The organism is Butyrivibrio proteoclasticus B316 (assembly GCF_000145035.1).
Taxonomy (GTDB): domain Bacteria; phylum Bacillota; class Clostridia; order Lachnospirales; family Lachnospiraceae; genus Butyrivibrio; species Butyrivibrio proteoclasticus.
In genome coordinates, this window is record NC_014387.1 from 716166 (window position 1) to 734594 (window position 18429).

Annotated in this window: 12 protein-coding genes, 7 tRNA genes, 3 rRNA genes and 1 riboswitch; of the genes, 21 read left to right on the top strand and 1 reads right to left on the bottom strand. The window is 44.3% G+C overall.

The window, feature by feature from the left end:
* The first annotated feature begins 23 nt into the window (after positions 1-23).
* Together BPR_RS02865 and BPR_RS02870 are read left to right on the top strand one after the other, a co-directional pair.
* Complete coding sequence (locus tag BPR_RS02865) at positions 24-1613, top strand: M23 family metallopeptidase (RefSeq protein ID WP_013279965.1); 1590 nt, start codon at positions 24-26, stop codon at positions 1611-1613.
* A gap of 123 nt (positions 1614-1736) precedes the next feature.
* The gene (locus BPR_RS02870) at positions 1737-3026 is read left to right on the top strand and encodes a UDP-N-acetylglucosamine 1-carboxyvinyltransferase (protein WP_013279966.1); all 1290 of its coding nucleotides are present in this window, start codon (positions 1737-1739) and stop codon (positions 3024-3026) included.
* Between the two features lie 53 nt (positions 3027-3079).
* On the opposite strand, the gene BPR_RS02875 is transcribed toward BPR_RS02870, so the two are convergent.
* Positions 3080-4159, bottom strand: coding sequence for an HD-GYP domain-containing protein (locus tag BPR_RS02875; protein WP_013279967.1), 1080 nt, complete (start codon positions 4157-4159; stop codon positions 3080-3082).
* Between the two features lie 112 nt (positions 4160-4271).
* A riboswitch (FMN riboswitch) is annotated at positions 4272-4389 on the top strand.
* 101 nt (positions 4390-4490) lie between these two features.
* On the opposite strand from BPR_RS02875, the gene BPR_RS02880 reads away from it, so the two are divergent.
* From BPR_RS02880 to BPR_RS02970, 19 genes are all read left to right on the top strand, one after another.
* On the top strand, positions 4491-5273 hold the full coding sequence (locus BPR_RS02880; RefSeq protein ID WP_013279968.1) for an ECF transporter S component: 783 nt from the start codon (positions 4491-4493) through the stop codon (positions 5271-5273).
* Between the two features lie 155 nt (positions 5274-5428).
* The gene (tsaE, locus tag BPR_RS02885) at positions 5429-5866 is read left to right on the top strand and encodes a tRNA (adenosine(37)-N6)-threonylcarbamoyltransferase complex ATPase subunit type 1 TsaE (RefSeq protein WP_013279969.1); all 438 of its coding nucleotides are present in this window, start codon (positions 5429-5431) and stop codon (positions 5864-5866) included.
* Positions 5867-5886: 20 nt separating this feature from the next.
* Positions 5887-7128 (top strand): bifunctional tRNA (adenosine(37)-N6)-threonylcarbamoyltransferase complex dimerization subunit type 1 TsaB/ribosomal protein alanine acetyltransferase RimI, encoded by a 1242-nt coding sequence (locus BPR_RS20935; protein WP_013279970.1) that lies wholly within the window; start codon positions 5887-5889, stop codon positions 7126-7128.
* Positions 7129-7158: 30 nt separating this feature from the next.
* Entirely contained in the window at positions 7159-8079 is a 921-nt protein-coding gene (locus BPR_RS02895) for a ribonuclease Z (RefSeq protein ID WP_013279971.1), read from the top strand.
* Positions 8080-8149: 70 nt separating this feature from the next.
* Complete coding sequence (locus BPR_RS02900) at positions 8150-8725, top strand: DUF6715 family protein (RefSeq protein WP_013279972.1); 576 nt, start codon at positions 8150-8152, stop codon at positions 8723-8725.
* A 43-nt stretch (positions 8726-8768) separates the two neighbouring features.
* Positions 8769-9869 carry a tRNA (adenosine(37)-N6)-threonylcarbamoyltransferase complex transferase subunit TsaD gene (tsaD, locus tag BPR_RS02905; protein ID WP_042257465.1) on the top strand — a complete coding sequence of 367 codons (1101 nt, stop codon included), beginning with the start codon at positions 8769-8771 and terminating at the stop codon, positions 9867-9869.
* An 85-nt stretch (positions 9870-9954) separates the two neighbouring features.
* Positions 9955-10662, top strand: a complete 708-nt coding sequence (ispD, locus tag BPR_RS02910) for a 2-C-methyl-D-erythritol 4-phosphate cytidylyltransferase (RefSeq protein ID WP_013279974.1) — start codon at positions 9955-9957, stop codon at positions 10660-10662.
* A 1-nt stretch (position 10663) separates the two neighbouring features.
* Positions 10664-11767 carry a glycosyltransferase family 4 protein gene (locus tag BPR_RS02915; RefSeq protein WP_013279975.1) on the top strand — a complete coding sequence of 368 codons (1104 nt, stop codon included), beginning with the start codon at positions 10664-10666 and terminating at the stop codon, positions 11765-11767.
* Positions 11768-11878: 111 nt separating this feature from the next.
* Positions 11879-12352, top strand: a complete 474-nt coding sequence (locus BPR_RS02920; protein WP_042257468.1) for an acyltransferase — start codon at positions 11879-11881, stop codon at positions 12350-12352.
* Between the two features lie 134 nt (positions 12353-12486).
* Positions 12487-12572, top strand: a tRNA-Ser gene (locus tag BPR_RS02925).
* Between the two features lie 59 nt (positions 12573-12631).
* A tRNA-Ser gene (locus BPR_RS02930) sits at positions 12632-12720 on the top strand.
* 158 nt (positions 12721-12878) lie between these two features.
* A 16S ribosomal RNA gene (locus tag BPR_RS02935) occupies positions 12879-14423 on the top strand.
* Positions 14424-14492: 69 nt separating this feature from the next.
* A 5S ribosomal RNA gene (gene rrf / locus BPR_RS02940) occupies positions 14493-14610 on the top strand.
* Between the two features lie 258 nt (positions 14611-14868).
* A 23S ribosomal RNA gene (locus tag BPR_RS02945) occupies positions 14869-17729 on the top strand.
* The 16S, 23S and 5S rRNA genes sit together here with 7 tRNA genes alongside, the layout of an rRNA operon.
* 78 nt (positions 17730-17807) lie before the next feature.
* Positions 17808-17880: transfer RNA gene (locus BPR_RS02950), tRNA-Asn, on the top strand.
* Positions 17881-17921: 41 nt separating this feature from the next.
* Positions 17922-17993, top strand: a tRNA-Glu gene (locus BPR_RS02955).
* A 5-nt stretch (positions 17994-17998) separates the two neighbouring features.
* Positions 17999-18072, top strand: a tRNA-Ile gene (locus BPR_RS02960).
* A 36-nt stretch (positions 18073-18108) separates the two neighbouring features.
* Positions 18109-18181: transfer RNA gene (locus BPR_RS02965), tRNA-Val, on the top strand.
* Between the two features lie 57 nt (positions 18182-18238).
* Positions 18239-18324: transfer RNA gene (locus BPR_RS02970), tRNA-Leu, on the top strand.
* Positions 18325-18429: the final 105 nt, after the last annotated feature.

Consider the following 18429-nt stretch of genomic DNA (forward strand, 5'->3'; position numbering starts at 1 on the left):
ATGTTAGAAAGATTTTTTGATTTATGGGTTTGAGTAATACTGTTTTTAGAAACAAGATTAAAATATGGTTTTTACATTCATCCTTGGTGATCATTGCTGTGTGGATTTTATTCATGCCAAGCCTGGTTAAGTATCAAAAGGGTGGAAATAACATTTTCAAGGTCATATTGAACGGCACAGAGGTTGGCACTGTAGAATCTAGAAATGATGCATATAGTGCTCTTAGAATTGCCAGAAAGGCAATATCTGACAGCACAGATGAACTGACTCTTGCTACATCCAACATTTCGGTCGAAGGCAGCAATGTAATCTGGGGAACTGTTGAGTCTCCAAATGTTGTAGCAGACAGAATGAAGGCTGTTCTTGATAATAACAAGAAGAGCACGCTCAACAGAGCTTATTCCATTAAGATTAATGAGTTTGCGGTAAATCTTGCCAGTATAGATGAGGTAATGGAGCTCTTAGAGACAGCTCTTTCTCACTACGATACTGAGGATCAGTATGATGTTAAGCTTGTAATGGATCCGGGCAGAGAGGTTAATGTTCTAACTACCCTTGTTCAGAGTAAGGAAGAAGTTAAAAGAGAAGAGGAGCAGGCCCAGACCAGTATGCCTGAGGCAGGCTTTTTTGAAACCATTTCTCAGATTGTAAATGAAGCAACACCACTTGCTTATGACAAGGACTTTAGTGATTACAAGCTTGGCCTTCAATCTATAGATTTTGCAGACAAGGTTGAGATAGTAGAAAGCTATCTTCCTTCTGAAGAGCTCACAGATCTATCTACAGCTATCGATGAAGTGACCAAGGATAAAGAGACCAATCAGATATATGAAGTTAAATCAGGCGATACTCTTAGTTCAATCGCGCTTGAGTATAATCTTACTGTTGCAGATCTTATAGCTATGAATGAGTCTCTTACCGACGAGTTTACCAGAATCCGTACTGAAGATGAGCTTATTGTCACAGTTCCTGAACCTGAACTTTCGGTAGAGTATACTGTACAGGATTACTACGAGGAAGATTATGAAGCTGAAGTTCAGTATATCGATAATGATTCGTGGTATACTACTCAGTCCAAGGTTATACAGGAACCGTCAGCAGGTCATCGTAAGGTAGTTGCGCTGGTAAGTTACACAGATAATAGTGAAGTTTCAAGAGAAATAGAAAAAGAGGAAGTTACTTACCCTGCTGTTCCTAAGATTGTAGAAAAAGGAACAATAGTGCCTCCAACATATATTAAGCCTATTTCCGGCGGAAGACTGACTTCGGGATTTGGACGCAGAAGTGCGCCAAAGAAGGGAGCAAGTACTTACCACAAGGGTGTCGATTGGGCTACGCCTGTCGGAACAGCTGTTGTTGCATCTTCTTCCGGAACTGTAACACGTGCCGGATGGGGAAGCGGATATGGATACTGTGTTTATATCAGACATGCAGATGGCAGAGAAACACGATATGGCCATCTTTCCAAAGTCCTTGTTTCTGTTGGGCAGAAGGTTTCACAGGGACAGAAGATTGCTTTGTCCGGAAACACAGGTGTTTCAACCGGACCGCACCTTCACTTTGAAATTTTGATCAATGGATCACAGGTTAATCCGCTTAATTATTTGAATTAAAACAAAATAAGTTGTATGCTTTTTATTGGGTAAATGCAACAAGTTTTACAAATGAATATGTTTGTGATATAACTAATGTTTGTTTGACTATAAATTGATACGGATGCAACAGAGAGGTTGCTTATGGAAAAATATGTAATAAAGGGCGGCAATCCACTTGTAGGTGAAGTGGAGATTGGTGGCGCCAAAAATGCTGCTTTGGCTATTCTGGCAGCAGCTACCATGACTGATGAGACCGTCTATATAGATAATATGCCTGATGAGTCAGATACTAACGCGATGCTTCAGGCTATAGCGAGTACCGGAGCACATGTAGACAGAGTAGACAGACATTCTGTCAAGATCAATGCTTCTGCAGTACGCAATTTTACAATCGAAGATTACATCAAGAAGATTCGAGCATCTTATTATCTTCTTGGAGCATTTCTTGGTAAATACAAGCAGGCAGGAGTTGTTCTTCCAAGCGGATGTAATATCGGACTTCGTCCTATTGACCAGCATATTAAGGGATTCACAGCTCTTGGAGCTACAGTTAATATTGAGCATGGCATTATTGATGCACATGCTGATGCACTTGTTGGAAGTCATATTTATCTTGATGTAGTGAGTGTTGGAGCTACTATCAACATTATGATGGCGGCTACTATGGCAGAAGGTAAGACTATTATCGAGAATGCAGCCAAGGAGCCTCATGTAGTTGATTTTGCAAACTTCCTCAACAGTATGGGTGCCAATATTAAGGGCGCAGGTACTGATGTTATCAGGATCAAGGGCGTTGAGAGACTTCATGGAACGGAATATACTATTATTCCCGATCAGATTGAGGCAGGAACCTTTATGCTTGCAGCGGCTGCTACCAAGGGAGATATAACTGTCAAGAATGTTATCCCCAAGCATCTGGAATCAATCAGCGCCAAGCTTATTGAGATGGGATGTCAGGTTCACGAGTCAGATGATGCAGTTAGAGTAGTGGCGACCAGACGACTTCAGAATACTCATGTCAAGACACTTCCATATCCTGGATATCCGACAGATATGCAGCCACAGATTACAGTTGCACTTGGACTTGCAAGTGGTATCAGTATTGTAACAGAGAGTATTTTTGAGAATAGATTCAAATACGTAGATGAGCTTACCAGAATGGGAGCTTGTATCAAGGTTGAAGGTAGCACTGCTATTATTGAGGGTGTGGACAAATATACAGGAGCTGTAGTTTCAGCACCTGACCTTAGAGCAGGAGCTGCACTTGTAATTGCGGCGCTTACTGCAGAAGGTTATTCTACTGTTGAAGATATCAAATACATTGAGAGAGGCTATGAAGATTTTGATCAGAAGATTAGAGATCTTGGTGGTATTATCGAGAAGGTTGATTCTGACAGAGACGAACAGAAATTTAAAATGAAACATGCATAAATAAAGAATAATAAACCTGCTAATTGTCATATGACAGTTAGCAGGTTTTTAGCTTACAATAATTCTTTAATATAAACTCCTGGGCATTTACTCAGGTCAATGTAATCATCGCTGATTTTGATTGTCGGTTTAGCAAGAAAAGTCTTGTTTATGAAAACTATTTCTCCGATTTCGCCTGTGTTAAGTCTTACAGTTGACTGCAGATATGTATTGACAATGTTTTGCAAAAAGCAGATGATCATTTCTGCATCGTATTTCTGAAGACCTTCATCCTCAAGAGTCTGAAGCGCTATAAAAGGGCACATTGCCTTGCGATAGTATCTGGCACTTGTCATGGCATCATACACGTCGGCAATTGCAACAATCTTGGCAAATTTATCTATCTGAGGAGCTGTTAATTTGGCGGGATAGCCGGATTCATCACATCTTTCATGGTGCATAAGAGCAGCATTTTTGACATGTACACTTATGTCCAGAGTTTTGATGGCATCATATCCTTTCTGAGGATGAGTCCTCATTATTGCGAGTTCTTCGGGATTTAGCTTTCCGGGCTTGGTAACTATTTCCTCCGGTATACATATTTTGCCAATATCGTGAAAGAGTCCTGATAATGTGACTGTCTCAATTTCTTCATCGCTCCATCTGAGCCATTGAGCGAGAATATTAGATGAAAGAGCAACATTGATGCAATGTGTGTAAGTGGCATCATCATAGTCTCTAAGATTATTGAGCATAATAAATACGTCGGAAGTGGTCTTGCCCTTTTTAAGAAGACTGTACACGGGAGCTAACAGCAAATCTGTGTCTATTGCGGTGTTGCCAGCAACAATGTCTTTCATCGCATTTTCGAATTTATGTGCACAAAGCTCGAAGTCATGCTTAAAAGATTTGAACTCAGGTGATCTGCGAAGACGTTCAGAAGATGTGAGTCCGACATACTCCGGATCATCGGGATCTGAATAGATACTTTCATCTTCAACTTCTACTTCATATATTGAATAGAAGGTAAGCTTTGCAATCGCAGCCTCATCAAGGACTGCTCCTTTATTTAAAATTATATTAAGATTTTCGGTGACTACTTTTGAAGCAAGAACCATGCCGGGAAGTAGATCTTTGGTAAAAATCTTTTTCATATTCGCTCCGTTATTGCGCGCAAAAAAGCACGCTAATTTAATTCATATTATATTTTAGCGTTTTGGTGTTGACAAGTAGAGTAGGAAAAGCATAATATAAATTATATAAAATATAATTCTTCGGGGCAGGGTGAAAATCCCAACCGGCGGTATAGTCCGCGACCCACTTAAGTGGCTGATTTGGTGCGATTCCAAAACCGACAGTAGAGTCTGGATGAGAGAAGAATGCGAAATATTATTTATTTTGTGGTAGCCCCGGGTCTAGGTATTGCAGACTTGGAGCTTTTTCTTTTCCCTTGAATTCCAAACCCGATGGAGAAAAGGAGAAAAAATGAAAGAAACACAGACACTATTTGACACGATCAGGGGAAACCTTGGTACATTCCTGGCACTTGTCCTACTGGTTGTAGGAGCTATTGCTATTACAGTAGTTGTTGAGAAGATTGCAAGCAAGAGGGAAAAAGAGAGAACCGGAAGAAGCGAGGAAATGTTCAGCATCAGGAGAGTGGCCATTATCGGCGTATTCTCTGCCATAGCATTTGTTCTTATGTTCCTGGAGTTTCCGCTTCCATTTGCACCATCTTTTTATAAGTTTGATTTTAGTGATATTCCAGCGCTTATCGGTGGATTTGCTGCCGGTCCGATGGTTGGTGTTATGATCGAGTTTATCAAGGTAGCGCTTAACATTATCATTCAGGGAACAACATCAGGATTTGTTGGTGAAATTGCTAACTTTGTTGTTGGTGCTGCCTTTATTCTTCCTGCAACTATCATCTACAGATTCAAGAAAACCAGAAAGGTTGCACTTATCAGCTGCCTTGTAGGTACACTTACAATTGCTATTGTAGGCTCAACACTTAATGCTTTCTTCCTTCTTCCTGCTTATGCGATAATGTTTGGAAGCGGCATTGATGCATTTATTCAAATGGGAGCAGCGATAAATCCTGCAATTTCAAATGTATTTACATTCTGTTTGTTTGCAGTTGCACCATTTAACCTTGTTAAAGGAGTTGCGGATTCAGCCATCACATTCCTTGTATATAAGCAGCTCAGCCCAATCCTTAAGGCTGATCAGATGGCAGTTCCCAAGAAGGTAGCAAACAACGAAGCTTGAGTCTGCAATCAAGAGTGGGAGATAATTAGAATATTTGACTTACAGATAAGGCGTCCTTGATGGGCGCCTTTTTCATCGCCTTTTTTATAAGAAGTCAGAGTATAGTGTTTTGTGGTATACTACAAGTGGAAAAATAGTTTTTTAGCGAGGTTTGTATGGAAATTGTAACTAAGCATGAGACATTCAGCGCGCAGGAAACCTTTGAAATAGGCAGAAGAATAGGAGAGAACGCCCAACCGGGAATGGTTTATACACTTGTTGGTGACCTTGGTGTCGGCAAAACCGTGCTGACGCAGGGAGTTGCGAAGGGACTAGGTATTACGGGACCTGTCAGCAGCCCTACTTTTACGATATTACAGGTGTATGATGAGGGCAGAATACCTTTCTATCATTTTGATGTCTACAGAATTGGTGATGTAAGCGAGATGGATGAGATAGGCTATGAGGACTATTTCTATGGAGATGGAATCTGCTTTGTTGAGTGGGCCAATCTTATAGAAGAGCTATTGCCTGAACATTATACTGAAATTGTTATAGAGAAGAATCTGGAAAAAGGTTTTGACTATCGTTTGATAACCATGACCAAGAAATAAATAATAGATAAGAGTTGAGTATGAAAATATTAGGAATTGATACATCTGGACTTGTGGGAGCTGTGGCTGTTGCAGATGGCGATATGCTTGTTTCCCAGTTCTCAATCCAGTACAAAACAACACATTCAGAGATTTTAATGCCTATGATGGAAGACATCAGAAGTAAGATCAATCTTGACCTGTCAACCATCGATGCGATAGCTGTGGCTAAGGGACCGGGGTCTTTTACCGGGCTTCGTATAGGAAGTGCTACGGCCAAGGGACTTGCACTTGCACTTGATAAGCCGATCATTCCTATACCTACAGTTGACGCAATTGCATATAATCTCTATGGCGTTGAGAAGATAATATGCCCTATGATGGACGCTAAGAGGAAGCAAGTCTATACCGGGCTCTATACCTTTGTGCCCAATACTCCTGAAGGAAAGAGCTTCGAGAGAACCTTTGATATGCAGGTTATTCATGAGCAGTTTGCAACATCAATAGAGGATATTGTAGGACGGATCAATGAAATAGGTAAGCCTGTAGTCCTTTTGGGAGACGGAATTCCGGCGTACCACGATGAGCTTGAGAAACTTCTCAAGGTGCCGTATTCTATTGCACCTATGCATCAGAACAGGCAGAGTGGAGCAGCCCTTGTGGCGCTCGCAATGCAGTATGCGGCTCAGGGACGCATGATTTCCGGTGACGAGTTTGCTCCTGAGTACCTGAGATTATCCCAGGCTGAGAGAGAGGCTCAAGAGAAGGATAGCGGGAAGATAGCAGAAGACAGGGAAAAGAGAAAGCTCGAATCGCGTAAAACTCCGGGAATTGTCAGGATCAGGCCTATGACTGCTGAGGATATTGATGATGCAGCTCTTTTGGAAAAAGAGAACCTTGGCAAGGAGGCATGGAATGGCAAGCAGCTGCTTGACGCGCTTACAAGGGATGACACTTTTTATCTTGTGGCTGAGAAAGCCGGAAGAGTTGTCGGAATGTGCGGAGTACAGAATATTTCCGGAGACGGTGAAGTTACAAATGTCTCAGTTGCAAGAGATTGTCGCGGAGAAGGAATTGGCTACAAGATGCTCAAACAACTCCTTGAAAGAGGCAGAGGAATAGGCATCAAGGATTATACACTGGAAGTTAGAGCCGGCAATGAGCATGCCATAAGACTTTATGAGAGGCTTGGCTTTAAGAGTGAAGGAATTCGTCCGGGATTTTATGACGAGCCCAAGGAGGATGCTGCGATTTATTGGAAGCGTCTTGAACAGGAACAGTAATAGGATTTATTAGTAAGGAAAATAAGATTTATGATAGATGTTTGTTTACTTGGAACCGGCGGAATGATGCCGCTTCCAAACCGATATCTCACTTCACTTATGGTGAGATACAACGGAAAATGTGTACTTATAGACTGTGGAGAAGCTACCCAGATAGCAATGAAAAAGAAGGGGCTAAGCTCCAAGCCTATTGATGTTATCTGCTTTACTCATTTTCATGCTGATCACGTAAGTGGTTTGCCGGGAATGCTTCTTACAATGGGAAATGCAGAGAGGACGGAACCTCTTTTGATAGTTGGACCCAAGGGAGTTGAGAGAATAGTTAATGCGCTCAGGGTTATTGCACCTGAACTTCCTTTTGAAATTAAGTTTAAAGAACTGACTACGGATGAGGAAACCTTTGAAATAGAGGGAATGCCTGGCTTTTCAGTTACTGCATTTAAGGTTAATCACAATATTACCTGTTATGGCTATAGCATGAGCCTTAAGAGACAGGGTAAATTTAATGTTGAAGCTGCGATGGCTGCAGGAATCGACAAACGTTACTGGAATGGCCTTCAGAAGGGAGAAACATATACTCTTGATGATGGCAGGGTAATTACTCCTGACATGGTTCTTGGGGATGCTAGAAAGGGTATTAAGCTCACATATACTACTGATACAAGACCTACAGACAGTATTGTACGTAACGCTGCAGAGTCAGATCTTTTCATCTGCGAGGGAATGTATGGCGAGCCTGATAAGCAGGCCAAGGCCAGAGAATATAAGCATATGACGTTTTATGAGGCTGCCAAAATGGCGAGGGATGCCGGGGTAAAAGAGATGTGGCTTACTCACTACAGCCCGTCACTTGTAAATCCATCAGAATTTTTGCCTGATACCAGAAAGATATTTGCAAATACCAAGGCAGCCAAGGATGGAAGAAGCGTAGAACTTAGATTTGAGGACTAATGATTTTATGAGGGTGATGTCGTTATGTCTTTTGATGAGGAAGAAAGATTGACGGCAGAAAAGAGGGGAAATGGAAGAAAGTACAAAGTCAGCTATAATAAAATCAATTGTATTATGCCTTCTTGGTGCTATTTTTGTTGGAGGCATCTTTTTGGTGATTGTCAGAAATAAAAAGCCCAAGACCGGGGATGACTATGTGCTTACCGTTGTTGACGGAATTACAACGACGGATCTGGATAAGAAATATCCATCAGACGGAATACAGGTTGTTGAGCTGTACACCAAGATTTTGCAGGTTCTGTATAAAGAGACTTACACGGAGAAGCAGGAGGATGACATGCTTAAGGTTCTCAGGGGCCTTATGGATGAGGATTTTCTTGCGCAGAATGCGAATTTTGAAGGTGTGATGAAGCTTGATGTTAAGCAGAAGAGGGATGAGGATTATTCAATTCCTCTTTATACTGTTATTACCAGAGATCCGGTTATCAGGGAACTTGACGGCAAGAAGACTCAGATGATCGAGTGTAAGATATTGTTAAGGCATGGCACTGTAGGCAGCAACTATATTTACCAGTTCATTTTGAGAAAAGATGATGAAGGCAAATGGAAGATATTTGGCTGGGCAGTGAAACCAGAGGAAGAATAGAATGGAAATCAATAAAAATGTAGAAGAAGATGGCGTTATTTTCATGTCCATCAAGGATAAAGAAAACGCTATAGAAGATCAGAACAAAGATAAAAAGAATGATGAAGATGTAACAATTCTTGCTATAGAGAGTTCTTGTGATGAGACTGCAGCTGCTGTCGTAAGAAATGGAAGAGAGGTTTTGTCAAATATCATTTCTTCACAGATAGCTCTGCACACTATTTATGGCGGCGTAGTTCCGGAGATTGCATCAAGGAAACATGTTGAAAAGATGAATGGATGCATCAGGGCAGCTCTTTCGGAAGCAGGTAAGACTCTTGATGATATTGATGCTGTAGCAGTTACCTACGGGCCCGGGCTTGTTGGTGCTCTTTTGGTAGGAGTATCTGAGGCCAAGGCTATCTCTTTTGCTACAGGTAAGCCTCTTATCGGAGTGCATCACATTGAAGGCCATATCAGCGCTAACTTTATTGAGAACAAGGATCTTGAACCTCCGTTTGTGTGCCTTGTTGTTTCCGGCGGGCATTCACATCTTGTCGTTGTTAAAGATTATGGCGAATATGAGATCATCGGACAGACCAGAGATGATGCGGCAGGAGAAGCTTTTGACAAGGTCGCAAGGGCTATAGGCCTGGGATATCCAGGAGGCCCCAAGATTGATAAGGCTGCCAAAGAAGGAAATCCTGATGCATTTACTTTTCCACAGGCGCAGATCCCGGATGCGGAATACGATTTTTCTTTTAGCGGATTAAAATCATCAGTACTTAACTATATCAATCAGGCCAAAATGCAGGGACAGGAGCTTGACCAGAATGATGTTGCTGCTTCTTTTCAAAAAGCGGTAGTTGAAGTTCTTGTCGGACATGCGATCAAGGCCTGTAAGGAATATGGCTATGATAAGCTTGCTATTGCGGGAGGTGTTGCCTCTAATTCAGGCCTCCGTGAACTCATGGAAAAAGAGTGTGCGGCAAATAAAATCAAATTCTATAGGCCGTCACCTGTTCTTTGTACAGATAATGCGGCTATGATTGGTGCTGCAGCATATTATGAGTACAAAAAAGGTGTGAGATTCGGGCTTGATATGAATGCTGTTCCAAATCTTCCTCTTGGGGACAGGGAGAGGAAGTTCCACGGAAGAGGATAAAATGATTGCATGATGAATTAAGTGTATAACCTTCTAAGTGGGGCAATACAAGCATTTTTAGAAGTGCAATCCTGGAGGAATTATCATGAAAACCGTTGCTATTGTTCTTGCAGCCGGAAGCGGCAGCAGGATGAAGTCGGATGTTAAAAAGCAATATATGGAAATTGGTGGGAAACCGCTTATATACTACTCTTTAAAGGCTTTTGAGGAAAGTATTATTGATGACATTGTCCTTGTGGTTTCAAGGGGCGATGAAGAATATGTCCGAAATGAAATTGTGGATAAGTATCATTTCGATAAAGTTACAGCAATTGTTGAGGGTGGCTTGTACCGTTATCACAGTGTGAGAAGAGGGCTTATGGCAGCAGCTCCTGATTGTGACTATGCTTTCATTCACGATGGTGCAAGGCCGTTTGTTAATGATGAAATAATCATGAGAGCCTTGCGTGCAGTCAAGGAGCATGGAGCCTGTGTTGTTGGTATGCCGGTAAAAGATACGATCAAGATTTCTGACGATGAGGGCTTTGCCAGGGAGACTCCGGACAGGGCTCATACGTGGATGATCCAGACTCCACAGGTCTTTTCCTATAAGATGATACTGGAACTCTATCAAAAGCTTGACCGCGTGGAGGAAGATCTGATGGCCAAAGGCGTCAATATAACTGATGATGCGATGGTTGTCGAATACTTTACCGACAAGAAAGTCAAGCTTGTAGAGGGTTCATATACAAATATTAAGATTACAACACCGGAGGATATTCCTACTGCAGAAGCAATTCTGAGGAATAGATGATATGGGGGACATAAAGAGAAGAGTCTGCATGATCGTTCAGCAAAGAGATGTTAAGGGCGGAATTGCAGCAGTTACTAACGGATATTATAACAGCAGAATAGAGAAAGACTACGAAATGCGCTATGTTGAGTCATATTGTGATACTTCAAAGGTCAGAATGGTACTCAAAGCGCTTTTTGCTTATTGGGAATTTCGGAAAGTCCTTGATGAATTTAAGCCGGAGCTTGTGCATATTCATTCTTCTTTCGGAGGAAGCTTTTACAGGATGCAGCCGTTTATTTATATGGCGGGTAAAAGAGGTATTCCTGTCCTCGACCACTGTCATGGAGCTGACTTCGAAACTTTTTATGTCAATGCTTCTGATAAGAAAAAAGCTCGCATAAAGGAAGTTTTTGGGCGTTTTACGAAAGTTATTGTGCTTTCGGATGAATGGAGAGAAAGATTAAGTGCTTTTTTACCCAAAGAAAAAATGACTGTCATAAATAATTATTGTAAGCCTCAGCCTCAAAATGAGGTGGAGACTGCTTGTGATGGCAGATTTTTCGGGAAACAGGTGCTTTTTTTGGGAGAACTCGGACAGCGTAAAGGCGGATATGATTTTGCAGGAATAGTTGAGAATACTGTAAAAAAATGTCCTGATGTCAGGTTTGTCTTTGCGGGAAGCGGATCCAAAGAGGATGAGAACAGGATAAAAGAAATGCTGGAGCAAAAGGGACTATCAGAGAAATGTCTTTTCCCGGGGTGGGTTCGGGATGAAGCGAAAGACAGACTTTTGCAGGAATCTGCTGTGTTTATGCTTCCGTCCTATCAGGAGGGGCTGCCTATGGCTATCCTTGATGCTATGGCTTACGGCCTTCCTGTAGTTTCTACTTATGTGGGCGGAATTCCACAGCTCATAAATAACGGAGTAAATGGTTATCTGGCTCAGCCTGGAGACTGCGAGGCTATTGCTGATGGGATATGCTGTATTCTTGATAATGCGGATGTCTATAAGAAACTTTCGGAAGAGAGCTATAAAACTGCCAAAGATGAATTTGGATTTGAAGCTCATCTTGATAAGCTAGAAGCTGTGTATGATGAGATACTCGGAATAAGTGGGAAATAAGCTGCTTGTAAGTAATACATTTAAACACTGCAGAAGTATATTGTGTATTGTTGATGGAGTTGAAAAAAGCGGGGATAGGATATGCGTTCACCAGTATTGTATATTAAAAATATGTTAGGGATTGCTGCAAGGAAAATAAGATTTGGCAGCAGATTTAGTGCCGGAGCAATTCAGACATTTGATCATCTTCATACGGAAATATATGGGAATGGCTCTATCAAGATGGGCTCTTATAATCAGAATAGAGGAAATCTCTATCTTGTTGCGCAAAATGGAACCCTTGAGATCGGAAACCATTGCTTTTTTAATACAGGCTGCTGTCTGACTGCACTTGAGAGTATTAAGATAGGCGATAATTGTAAGTTTGGAAACAATCTTGTAGTTGTAGATCATGATCATAATTATAAAAAAATAGGTGATGCAGAGTTTATTTCAAGTAAAATCGTTATTGGAAACAATGTTTGGGTTGGAGCCAACGTGACTATTCTAAGAGGTACTACAATCGGCGACGATTGCGTTATTGGCGCGGGTTGCGTCATAAAAGGCAATATAGAACCTAAATCAAAAATCGTTCAAAAAAGATGAAAATATAATTTTTTTAAAAAATTTGAAAAACATGCTTGACATGTATGGTGGGCTTTGGTAGTATATATCTTGCGCTGCGGTGAGCGACACAGACACTCACACAGAGCGAATCTTATTTTAATAATAAGACACTCGGAGCGATATCGAAGCGGTCATAACGAGGCGGTCTTGAAAACCGTTTGGCGGCAACGCCACAAGGGTTCGAATCCCTTTCGCTCCGCTTAATTATGAACACGCTGCTATACAGCAATATAATAATTATTGTGGATCAACTATTTTGCAGAAGTACTCAAGTGGTTGAAGAGACACCCCTGGAAAGGGTGCAGGTCGTTAATAGCGGCGCGAGGGTTCAAATCCCTCCTTCTGCGTTGCCTTATGCAACTAGTAAGGCTCATAATTATAAGTACCTTGACAAATAAACAGTAATGCAACCCTGAAAAATTCCAAGAGAATTATTCAGAACAAAGAATTAGTAAATAACGGACAGAACAAAAGCCAAGCTTAGTTCTAGCCTGATCAAACTTTTAAACGTGAGAGTTCGATCCTGGCTCAGGATGAACGCTGGCGGCGTGCCTAACACATGCAAGTCGAACGGAGATATAACGCTGCAGAGACTTCGGTCAAAGCTTGTTGTATCTTAGTGGCGGACGGGTGAGTAACGCGTGGGCAACCTGCCTCATACTGGGGGATAACAGTTGGAAACGGCTGTTAATACCGCATAAGCGCACAGAGTCGCATGACTCAGTGTGAAAAACTCCGGTGGTATGAGATGGGCCCGCGTCAGATTAGCCAGTTGGCGGGGTAACGGCCCACCAAAGCAACGATCTGTAGCCGGACTGAGAGGTCGGACGGCCACATTGGGACTGAGACACGGCCCAAACTCCTACGGGAGGCAGCAGTGGGGGATATTGCACAATGGAGGAAACTCTGATGCAGCGACGCCGCGTGAGTGAAGAAGTATTTCGGTATGTAAAGCTCTATCAGCAGGGAAGAAAGGCTCGCAAGAGAGATGACGGTACCTGACTAAGAAGCCCCGGCTAACTACGTGCCAGCAGCCGCGGTAATACGTAGGGGGCAAGCGTTATCCGGATTTACTGGGTGTAAAGGGAGCGCAGACGGTCAAGCAAGTCTGAAGTGAAACCCCACGGCTCAACCGTGGGCTTGCTTTGGAAACTGTTTGACTAGAGTACTGGAGAGGTAAGCGGAATTCCTAGTGTAGCGGTGAAATGCGTAGATATTAGGAGGAACATCGGTGGCGAAGGCGGCTTACTGGACAGCAACTGACGTTGAGGCTCGAAGGCGTGGGGAGCAAACAGGATTAGATACCCTGGTAGTCCACGCGGTAAACGATGAATACTAGGTGTTGGGTGCCATAGGCATTCAGTGCCGTCGCTAACGCAGTAAGTATTCCACCTGGGGAGTACGTTCGCAAGAATGAAACTCAAAGGAATTGACGGGGACCCGCACAAGCGGTGGAGCATGTGGTTTAATTCGAAGCAACGCGAAGAACCTTACCAGATCTTGAGATCCAGATGAATAAGTGGTAATGCATTTAGTCCTTCGGGACATCTGAGACAGGTGGTGCATGGTTGTCGTCAGCTCGTGTCGTGAGATGTTGGGTTAAGTCCCGCAACGAGCGCAACCCTTGTCCATAGTAGCCAGCAGTAAGATGGGCACTCTATGGAGACTGCCAGGGATAACCTGGAGGAAGGTGGGGATGACGTCAAATCATCATGCCCCTTATGATCTGGGCCACACACGTGCTACAATGTCGTAACAAAGGGAAGCGAAGGAGCGATCCGGAGCAAATCTCAAAAATAACGACCCAGTTCGGACTGTAGGCTGCAACCCGCCTGCACGAAGCTGGAATCGCTAGTAATCGCAGATCAGCATGCTGCGGTGAATACGTTCCCGGGTCTTGTACACACCGCCCGTCACACCATGGGAGTCGGAAATGCCCGAAGCCGGTGACTTAACCGTAAGGAGAGAGCCGTCGAAGGCAGGTCGGATAACTGGGGTGAAGTCGTAACAAGGTAGCCGTAGGAGAACCTGCGGCTGGATCACCTCCTTTCTAAGGAAAAGAGAAGGAATGAAGTAGGGAGTTGTATTACTGTTTAGATGCCGAGGGCATCAAGAAATTTCCGGTGGCGATGCGCCCATGGGAAACACCCGTTCCCATCCCGAACACGACGGTTAAGACGTGGGCGGCCGAAAGTACTATACTGGCAACGGTATGGGAGGATAGGTGGCTGCCGGATCAATAAAAAAGCTTTAACAATGATCAGAGATCAGAAAGCTTTTGGTCTCTGATGACTGCTAAAGCGGTCAGAAGTTTGTACATTGAAAACCGAATACTGAGAAATATTTTAATCCAGATATAATCTACGATTAAAAGACATCGAAAATCCAAAACAAGAAAAAATAAATCATTCTTATGAGTAACGCTATACATCATAAGAAATGAGAACTAAGATTATCGAAAGATAATGGACAGTTCCTATAAGCTGACTGAAAATGGTTAAGCTGTATAGGGCGCAGGGCGGATGCCTTGGCACCAAGAGCCGATGAAAGACGTGATAAGCTGCGAAAAGCTGCGGTTAGATGCAAATAATCCTTGATCCGCAGATATCTGAATGGGGCAACCCGGCAGAGAAGACCTCTGTCATCCTTAACTGAATCCATAGGTTAAGGAAGGGAACCCGGTGAACTGAAACATCTAAGTAGCCGGAGGAAGAGAAAACAAAAGTGATTCCGTAAGTAGCGGCGAGCGAACGCGGAAGAGCCCAAACCAGGGAGCTTGCTTCCTGGGGTTAGGACTGTAAAATCGATGGAGACTGCTAGAAGAATGGCATGGAAAGGCCAGCCAGAGAGAGTGAAAGCCTCGTATCCGAAAGCGGTCAAAGCGAGACAGTATCCAGAGTAGGACGAGACACGTGAAACCTTGTCTGAACACGCGGGGACCACCCCGTAAGGCTAAATACTACTTGGTGACCGATAGTGAAACAGTACCGTGAGGGAAAGGTGAAAAGAACCCCGGGAGGGGAGTGAAAGAGAACCTGAAACCCTGTGCCTGCAAGCTGCGAAAGCCCCATACGAGGGTGATCGCGTACTTTTTGTAGAACGGTCCGGCGAGTTATGTGGAGAGGCGAGGTTAAGTACTTAAGGTAAATAGCCGAAGGGAGACCGAGTCTGAATAGGGCGATAAGTCACTTCACATAGACCCGAAACCGGGTGATCTATCCATGGACAGGATGAAGCGGCCGTAAAAGGCTGTGGAGGTCCGAACACACATCCGTTGAAAAGGGTGGTGATGAGCTGTGGATAGGGGAGAAATTCCAATCGAACTCGGAGATAGCTGGTTCTCCCCGAAATAGCTTTAGGGCTAGCCCTGTAGCATGCCTAATGGAGGTAGAGCACTGAATATCCGCGGGGGCTTCACCGCTTACCAAAGATTATCAAACTCCGAATGCCATATAGGCTGAGCGCAGGAGTCAGACTACACGAGATAAGTTGGGTAGTCAAAAGGGAAAGAGCCCAGATCTACGGCTAAGGTCCCAAAGTGCGTGTTAAGTGGAAAAGGATGTGGGATTTCATAGACAGCTAGGATGTTGGCTCAGAAGCAGCCACACATTCAAAGAGTGCGTAATAGCTCACTAGCCGAGAGGTCCTGCGCCGAAAATTACCGGGGCTGAAACACGACACCGAAGCCTAGGGATTGGATGTATCTACGGGTACATCTGATCGGTAGGGGAGCATTCTGTACTGCATAGAAACTGTACCGAAAGGAGCAGCGGAGTGTATAGAAGAGAGAATGCCGGAATGAGTAGCGAGATGGAGGTGAGAATCCTCCAGGCCGAATATCCAAGGATTCCAGGGTAAAGCTGATCTGCCCTGGGGAAGTCGGGACCTAAGCTGAGGCCGAAGAGGCGTAGGCGATGGACAGCAGGTTGATATTCCTGCACTTATGTATATCAGAACTGTGGGGACGCAGGCAAAAGGGTCGAGCCGGGGAAGGAAGAACCGGTCCCGCAAGGGGGAACGAAAATAAGTAGAGAAGCGACAGATATGACTGCCAAGAAAAGCCACTATAGCGTATACATAACCCGTACCGTAAACCGACACAGGTGGATGAGGAGAGAATCCTAAGGCCGACGGGAGAAGCATTGTTAAGGAACTCGGCAAAATGTCCCCGTAACTTCGGGATAAGGGGAGCCTGAGAAATCAGGCCGCAGAGAAGAGGCTCAAGCAACTGTTTAGCAAAAACACAGGTCTATGCGAAACCGAAAGGTGAGGTATATGGGCTGACGCCTGCCCGGTGCTGGAAGGTTAAGAGGAGAGGTTAGAGCAATCGAAGCTTTGAATTTAAGCCCCAGTAAACGGCGGCCGTAACTATAACGGTCCTAAGGTAGCGAAATTCCTTGTCGGGTAAGTTCCGACCCGCACGAAAGGCGTAATGATTTGAGCACTGTCTCGGCAATGCACCCGGTGAAATTGAAGTACCAGTGAAGATGCTGGTTACCCGCGCCAGGACGGAAAGACCCCATGGAGCTTTACTCCAGGTTGATACTGGGGTCCGGTACCATATGTACAGGATAGGTGGGAGACTTTGAAGCAGTGACGTCAGTTGCTGCGGAGTCGCTGTTGGGATACCACCCTTATGATGCTGGGCTTCTAACCAAGGATCTTGAAACAGGTCCGGGGACAATGTCTGCCGGGGAGTTTGACTGGGGCGGTCGCCTCCGAAAGGGTATCGGAGGCGCTCAAAGGTTCCTTCAGAATGGACGGAAACCATTCGAAGAGTGTAAAGGCATAAGGGAGCCTGACTGTGACACCGACGGGTGGAACAGATACGAAAGTAGGACTTAGTGATCCGGTGGTATGAAAGTGGGATTGCCATCGCTCAACGGATAAAAGCTACCCTGGGGATAACAGGCTTATCACTCCCAAGAGTTCACATCGACGGAGTGGTTTGGCACCTCGATGTCGGCTCATCGCATCCTGGGGCTGTAGCAGGTCCCAAGGGTTGGGCTGTTCGCCCATTAAAGCGGTACGCGAGCTGGGTTCAGAACGTCGTGAGACAGTTCGGTCCCTATCCGGCGCGGGCGTAGGATATCTGAGAGGAGCTGTCCTTAGTACGAGAGGACCGGGATGGACGGACCGCTGGTGTATCAGCTGCATCGCCAGATGCATAAGGCTGGGTAGCCACGTCCGGAAGGGATAAACGCTGAAGGCATCTAAGCGTGAAGCCCCCCTCAAGATGAGATATCCCTGCTTCGGCAGTAAGACCCCTTAGAGAGTATGAGGTTAGATAGGCACAAGGTGTAAGCATGGTAACGTGTTCAGCTGATGTGTACTAATAGGTCGAGGGCTTATCCAAAGAAGGTTAGGAACAAGAAAGAGGTTAGGATTTAGATTATCAGTGTTCGGTTTTGAAGGTACAAAAAAGTACCGATATTCCTCAATAGCTCAGTCGGTAGAGCATTCGGCTGTTAACCGAAGTGTCGTAGGTTCGAGTCCTACTTGGGGAGCTTATCAAAGAATAACTTTGATGTTGAATCAATTGTATTACGGCTCCGTGGTCAAGCGGTCAAGACATCGCCCTTTCACGGCGGTAACACGAGTTCGATTCTCGTCGGAGTCATTTCAGGAGCTTTAGCTCAGTTGGTTAGAGCAACCGGCTCATAACCGGTCGGTCCCGGGTTCAAGTCCCTGAAGCTCCACTAGGTTTTTATAACCGAATATACCCAGTTTAATTAGGGGTCTTAGCTCAGCTGGGAGAGCATCTGCCTTACAAGCAGAGGGTCACAGGTTCGAGCCCTGTAGGCCCCATTCGCGATATGTCCCATAAAGCATATCGCGTATTTTTTATCATTTAATATGATAGATGCCGGCGTGGCGGAACTGGCAGACGCCCGGGACTTAAAATCCCGTGGGTAGCGATACCCGTACCGGTTCGATCCCGGTCGCCGGCAGCATAAGGATGATACTGATTTTCAGTGTTGTCCTTTTTCTTTTGCCCGGAACCTTCCTGTACTACTGCATTAAAAAGCCATTTAGCAGAATAAATTACTGTTAAA

What these genes read in the sequence shown, in the direction of transcription:
- BPR_RS02865 (WP_013279965.1), top strand. Translation starts at nt 24, where the DNA reads ATGGGTTTGAGTAATACTGTTTTTAGAAACAAGATTAAAATATGGTTT.
- BPR_RS02870 (WP_013279966.1), top strand. Translation starts at nt 1,737, where the DNA reads ATGGAAAAATATGTAATAAAGGGCGGCAATCCACTTGTAGGTGAAGTG.
- BPR_RS02875 (WP_013279967.1), bottom strand. Translation starts at nt 4,159, where the DNA reads ATGAAAAAGATTTTTACCAAAGATCTACTTCCCGGCATGGTTCTTGCT.
- BPR_RS02880 (WP_013279968.1), top strand. Translation starts at nt 4,491, where the DNA reads ATGAAAGAAACACAGACACTATTTGACACGATCAGGGGAAACCTTGGT.
- tsaE (WP_013279969.1), top strand. Translation starts at nt 5,429, where the DNA reads ATGGAAATTGTAACTAAGCATGAGACATTCAGCGCGCAGGAAACCTTT.
- BPR_RS20935 (WP_013279970.1), top strand. Translation starts at nt 5,887, where the DNA reads ATGAAAATATTAGGAATTGATACATCTGGACTTGTGGGAGCTGTGGCT.
- BPR_RS02895 (WP_013279971.1), top strand. Translation starts at nt 7,159, where the DNA reads ATGATAGATGTTTGTTTACTTGGAACCGGCGGAATGATGCCGCTTCCA.
- BPR_RS02900 (WP_013279972.1), top strand. Translation starts at nt 8,150, where the DNA reads ATGGAAGAAAGTACAAAGTCAGCTATAATAAAATCAATTGTATTATGC.
- tsaD (WP_042257465.1), top strand. Translation starts at nt 8,769, where the DNA reads ATGTCCATCAAGGATAAAGAAAACGCTATAGAAGATCAGAACAAAGAT.
- ispD (WP_013279974.1), top strand. Translation starts at nt 9,955, where the DNA reads ATGAAAACCGTTGCTATTGTTCTTGCAGCCGGAAGCGGCAGCAGGATG.
- BPR_RS02915 (WP_013279975.1), top strand. Translation starts at nt 10,664, where the DNA reads ATGGGGGACATAAAGAGAAGAGTCTGCATGATCGTTCAGCAAAGAGAT.
- BPR_RS02920 (WP_042257468.1), top strand. Translation starts at nt 11,879, where the DNA reads ATGTTAGGGATTGCTGCAAGGAAAATAAGATTTGGCAGCAGATTTAGT.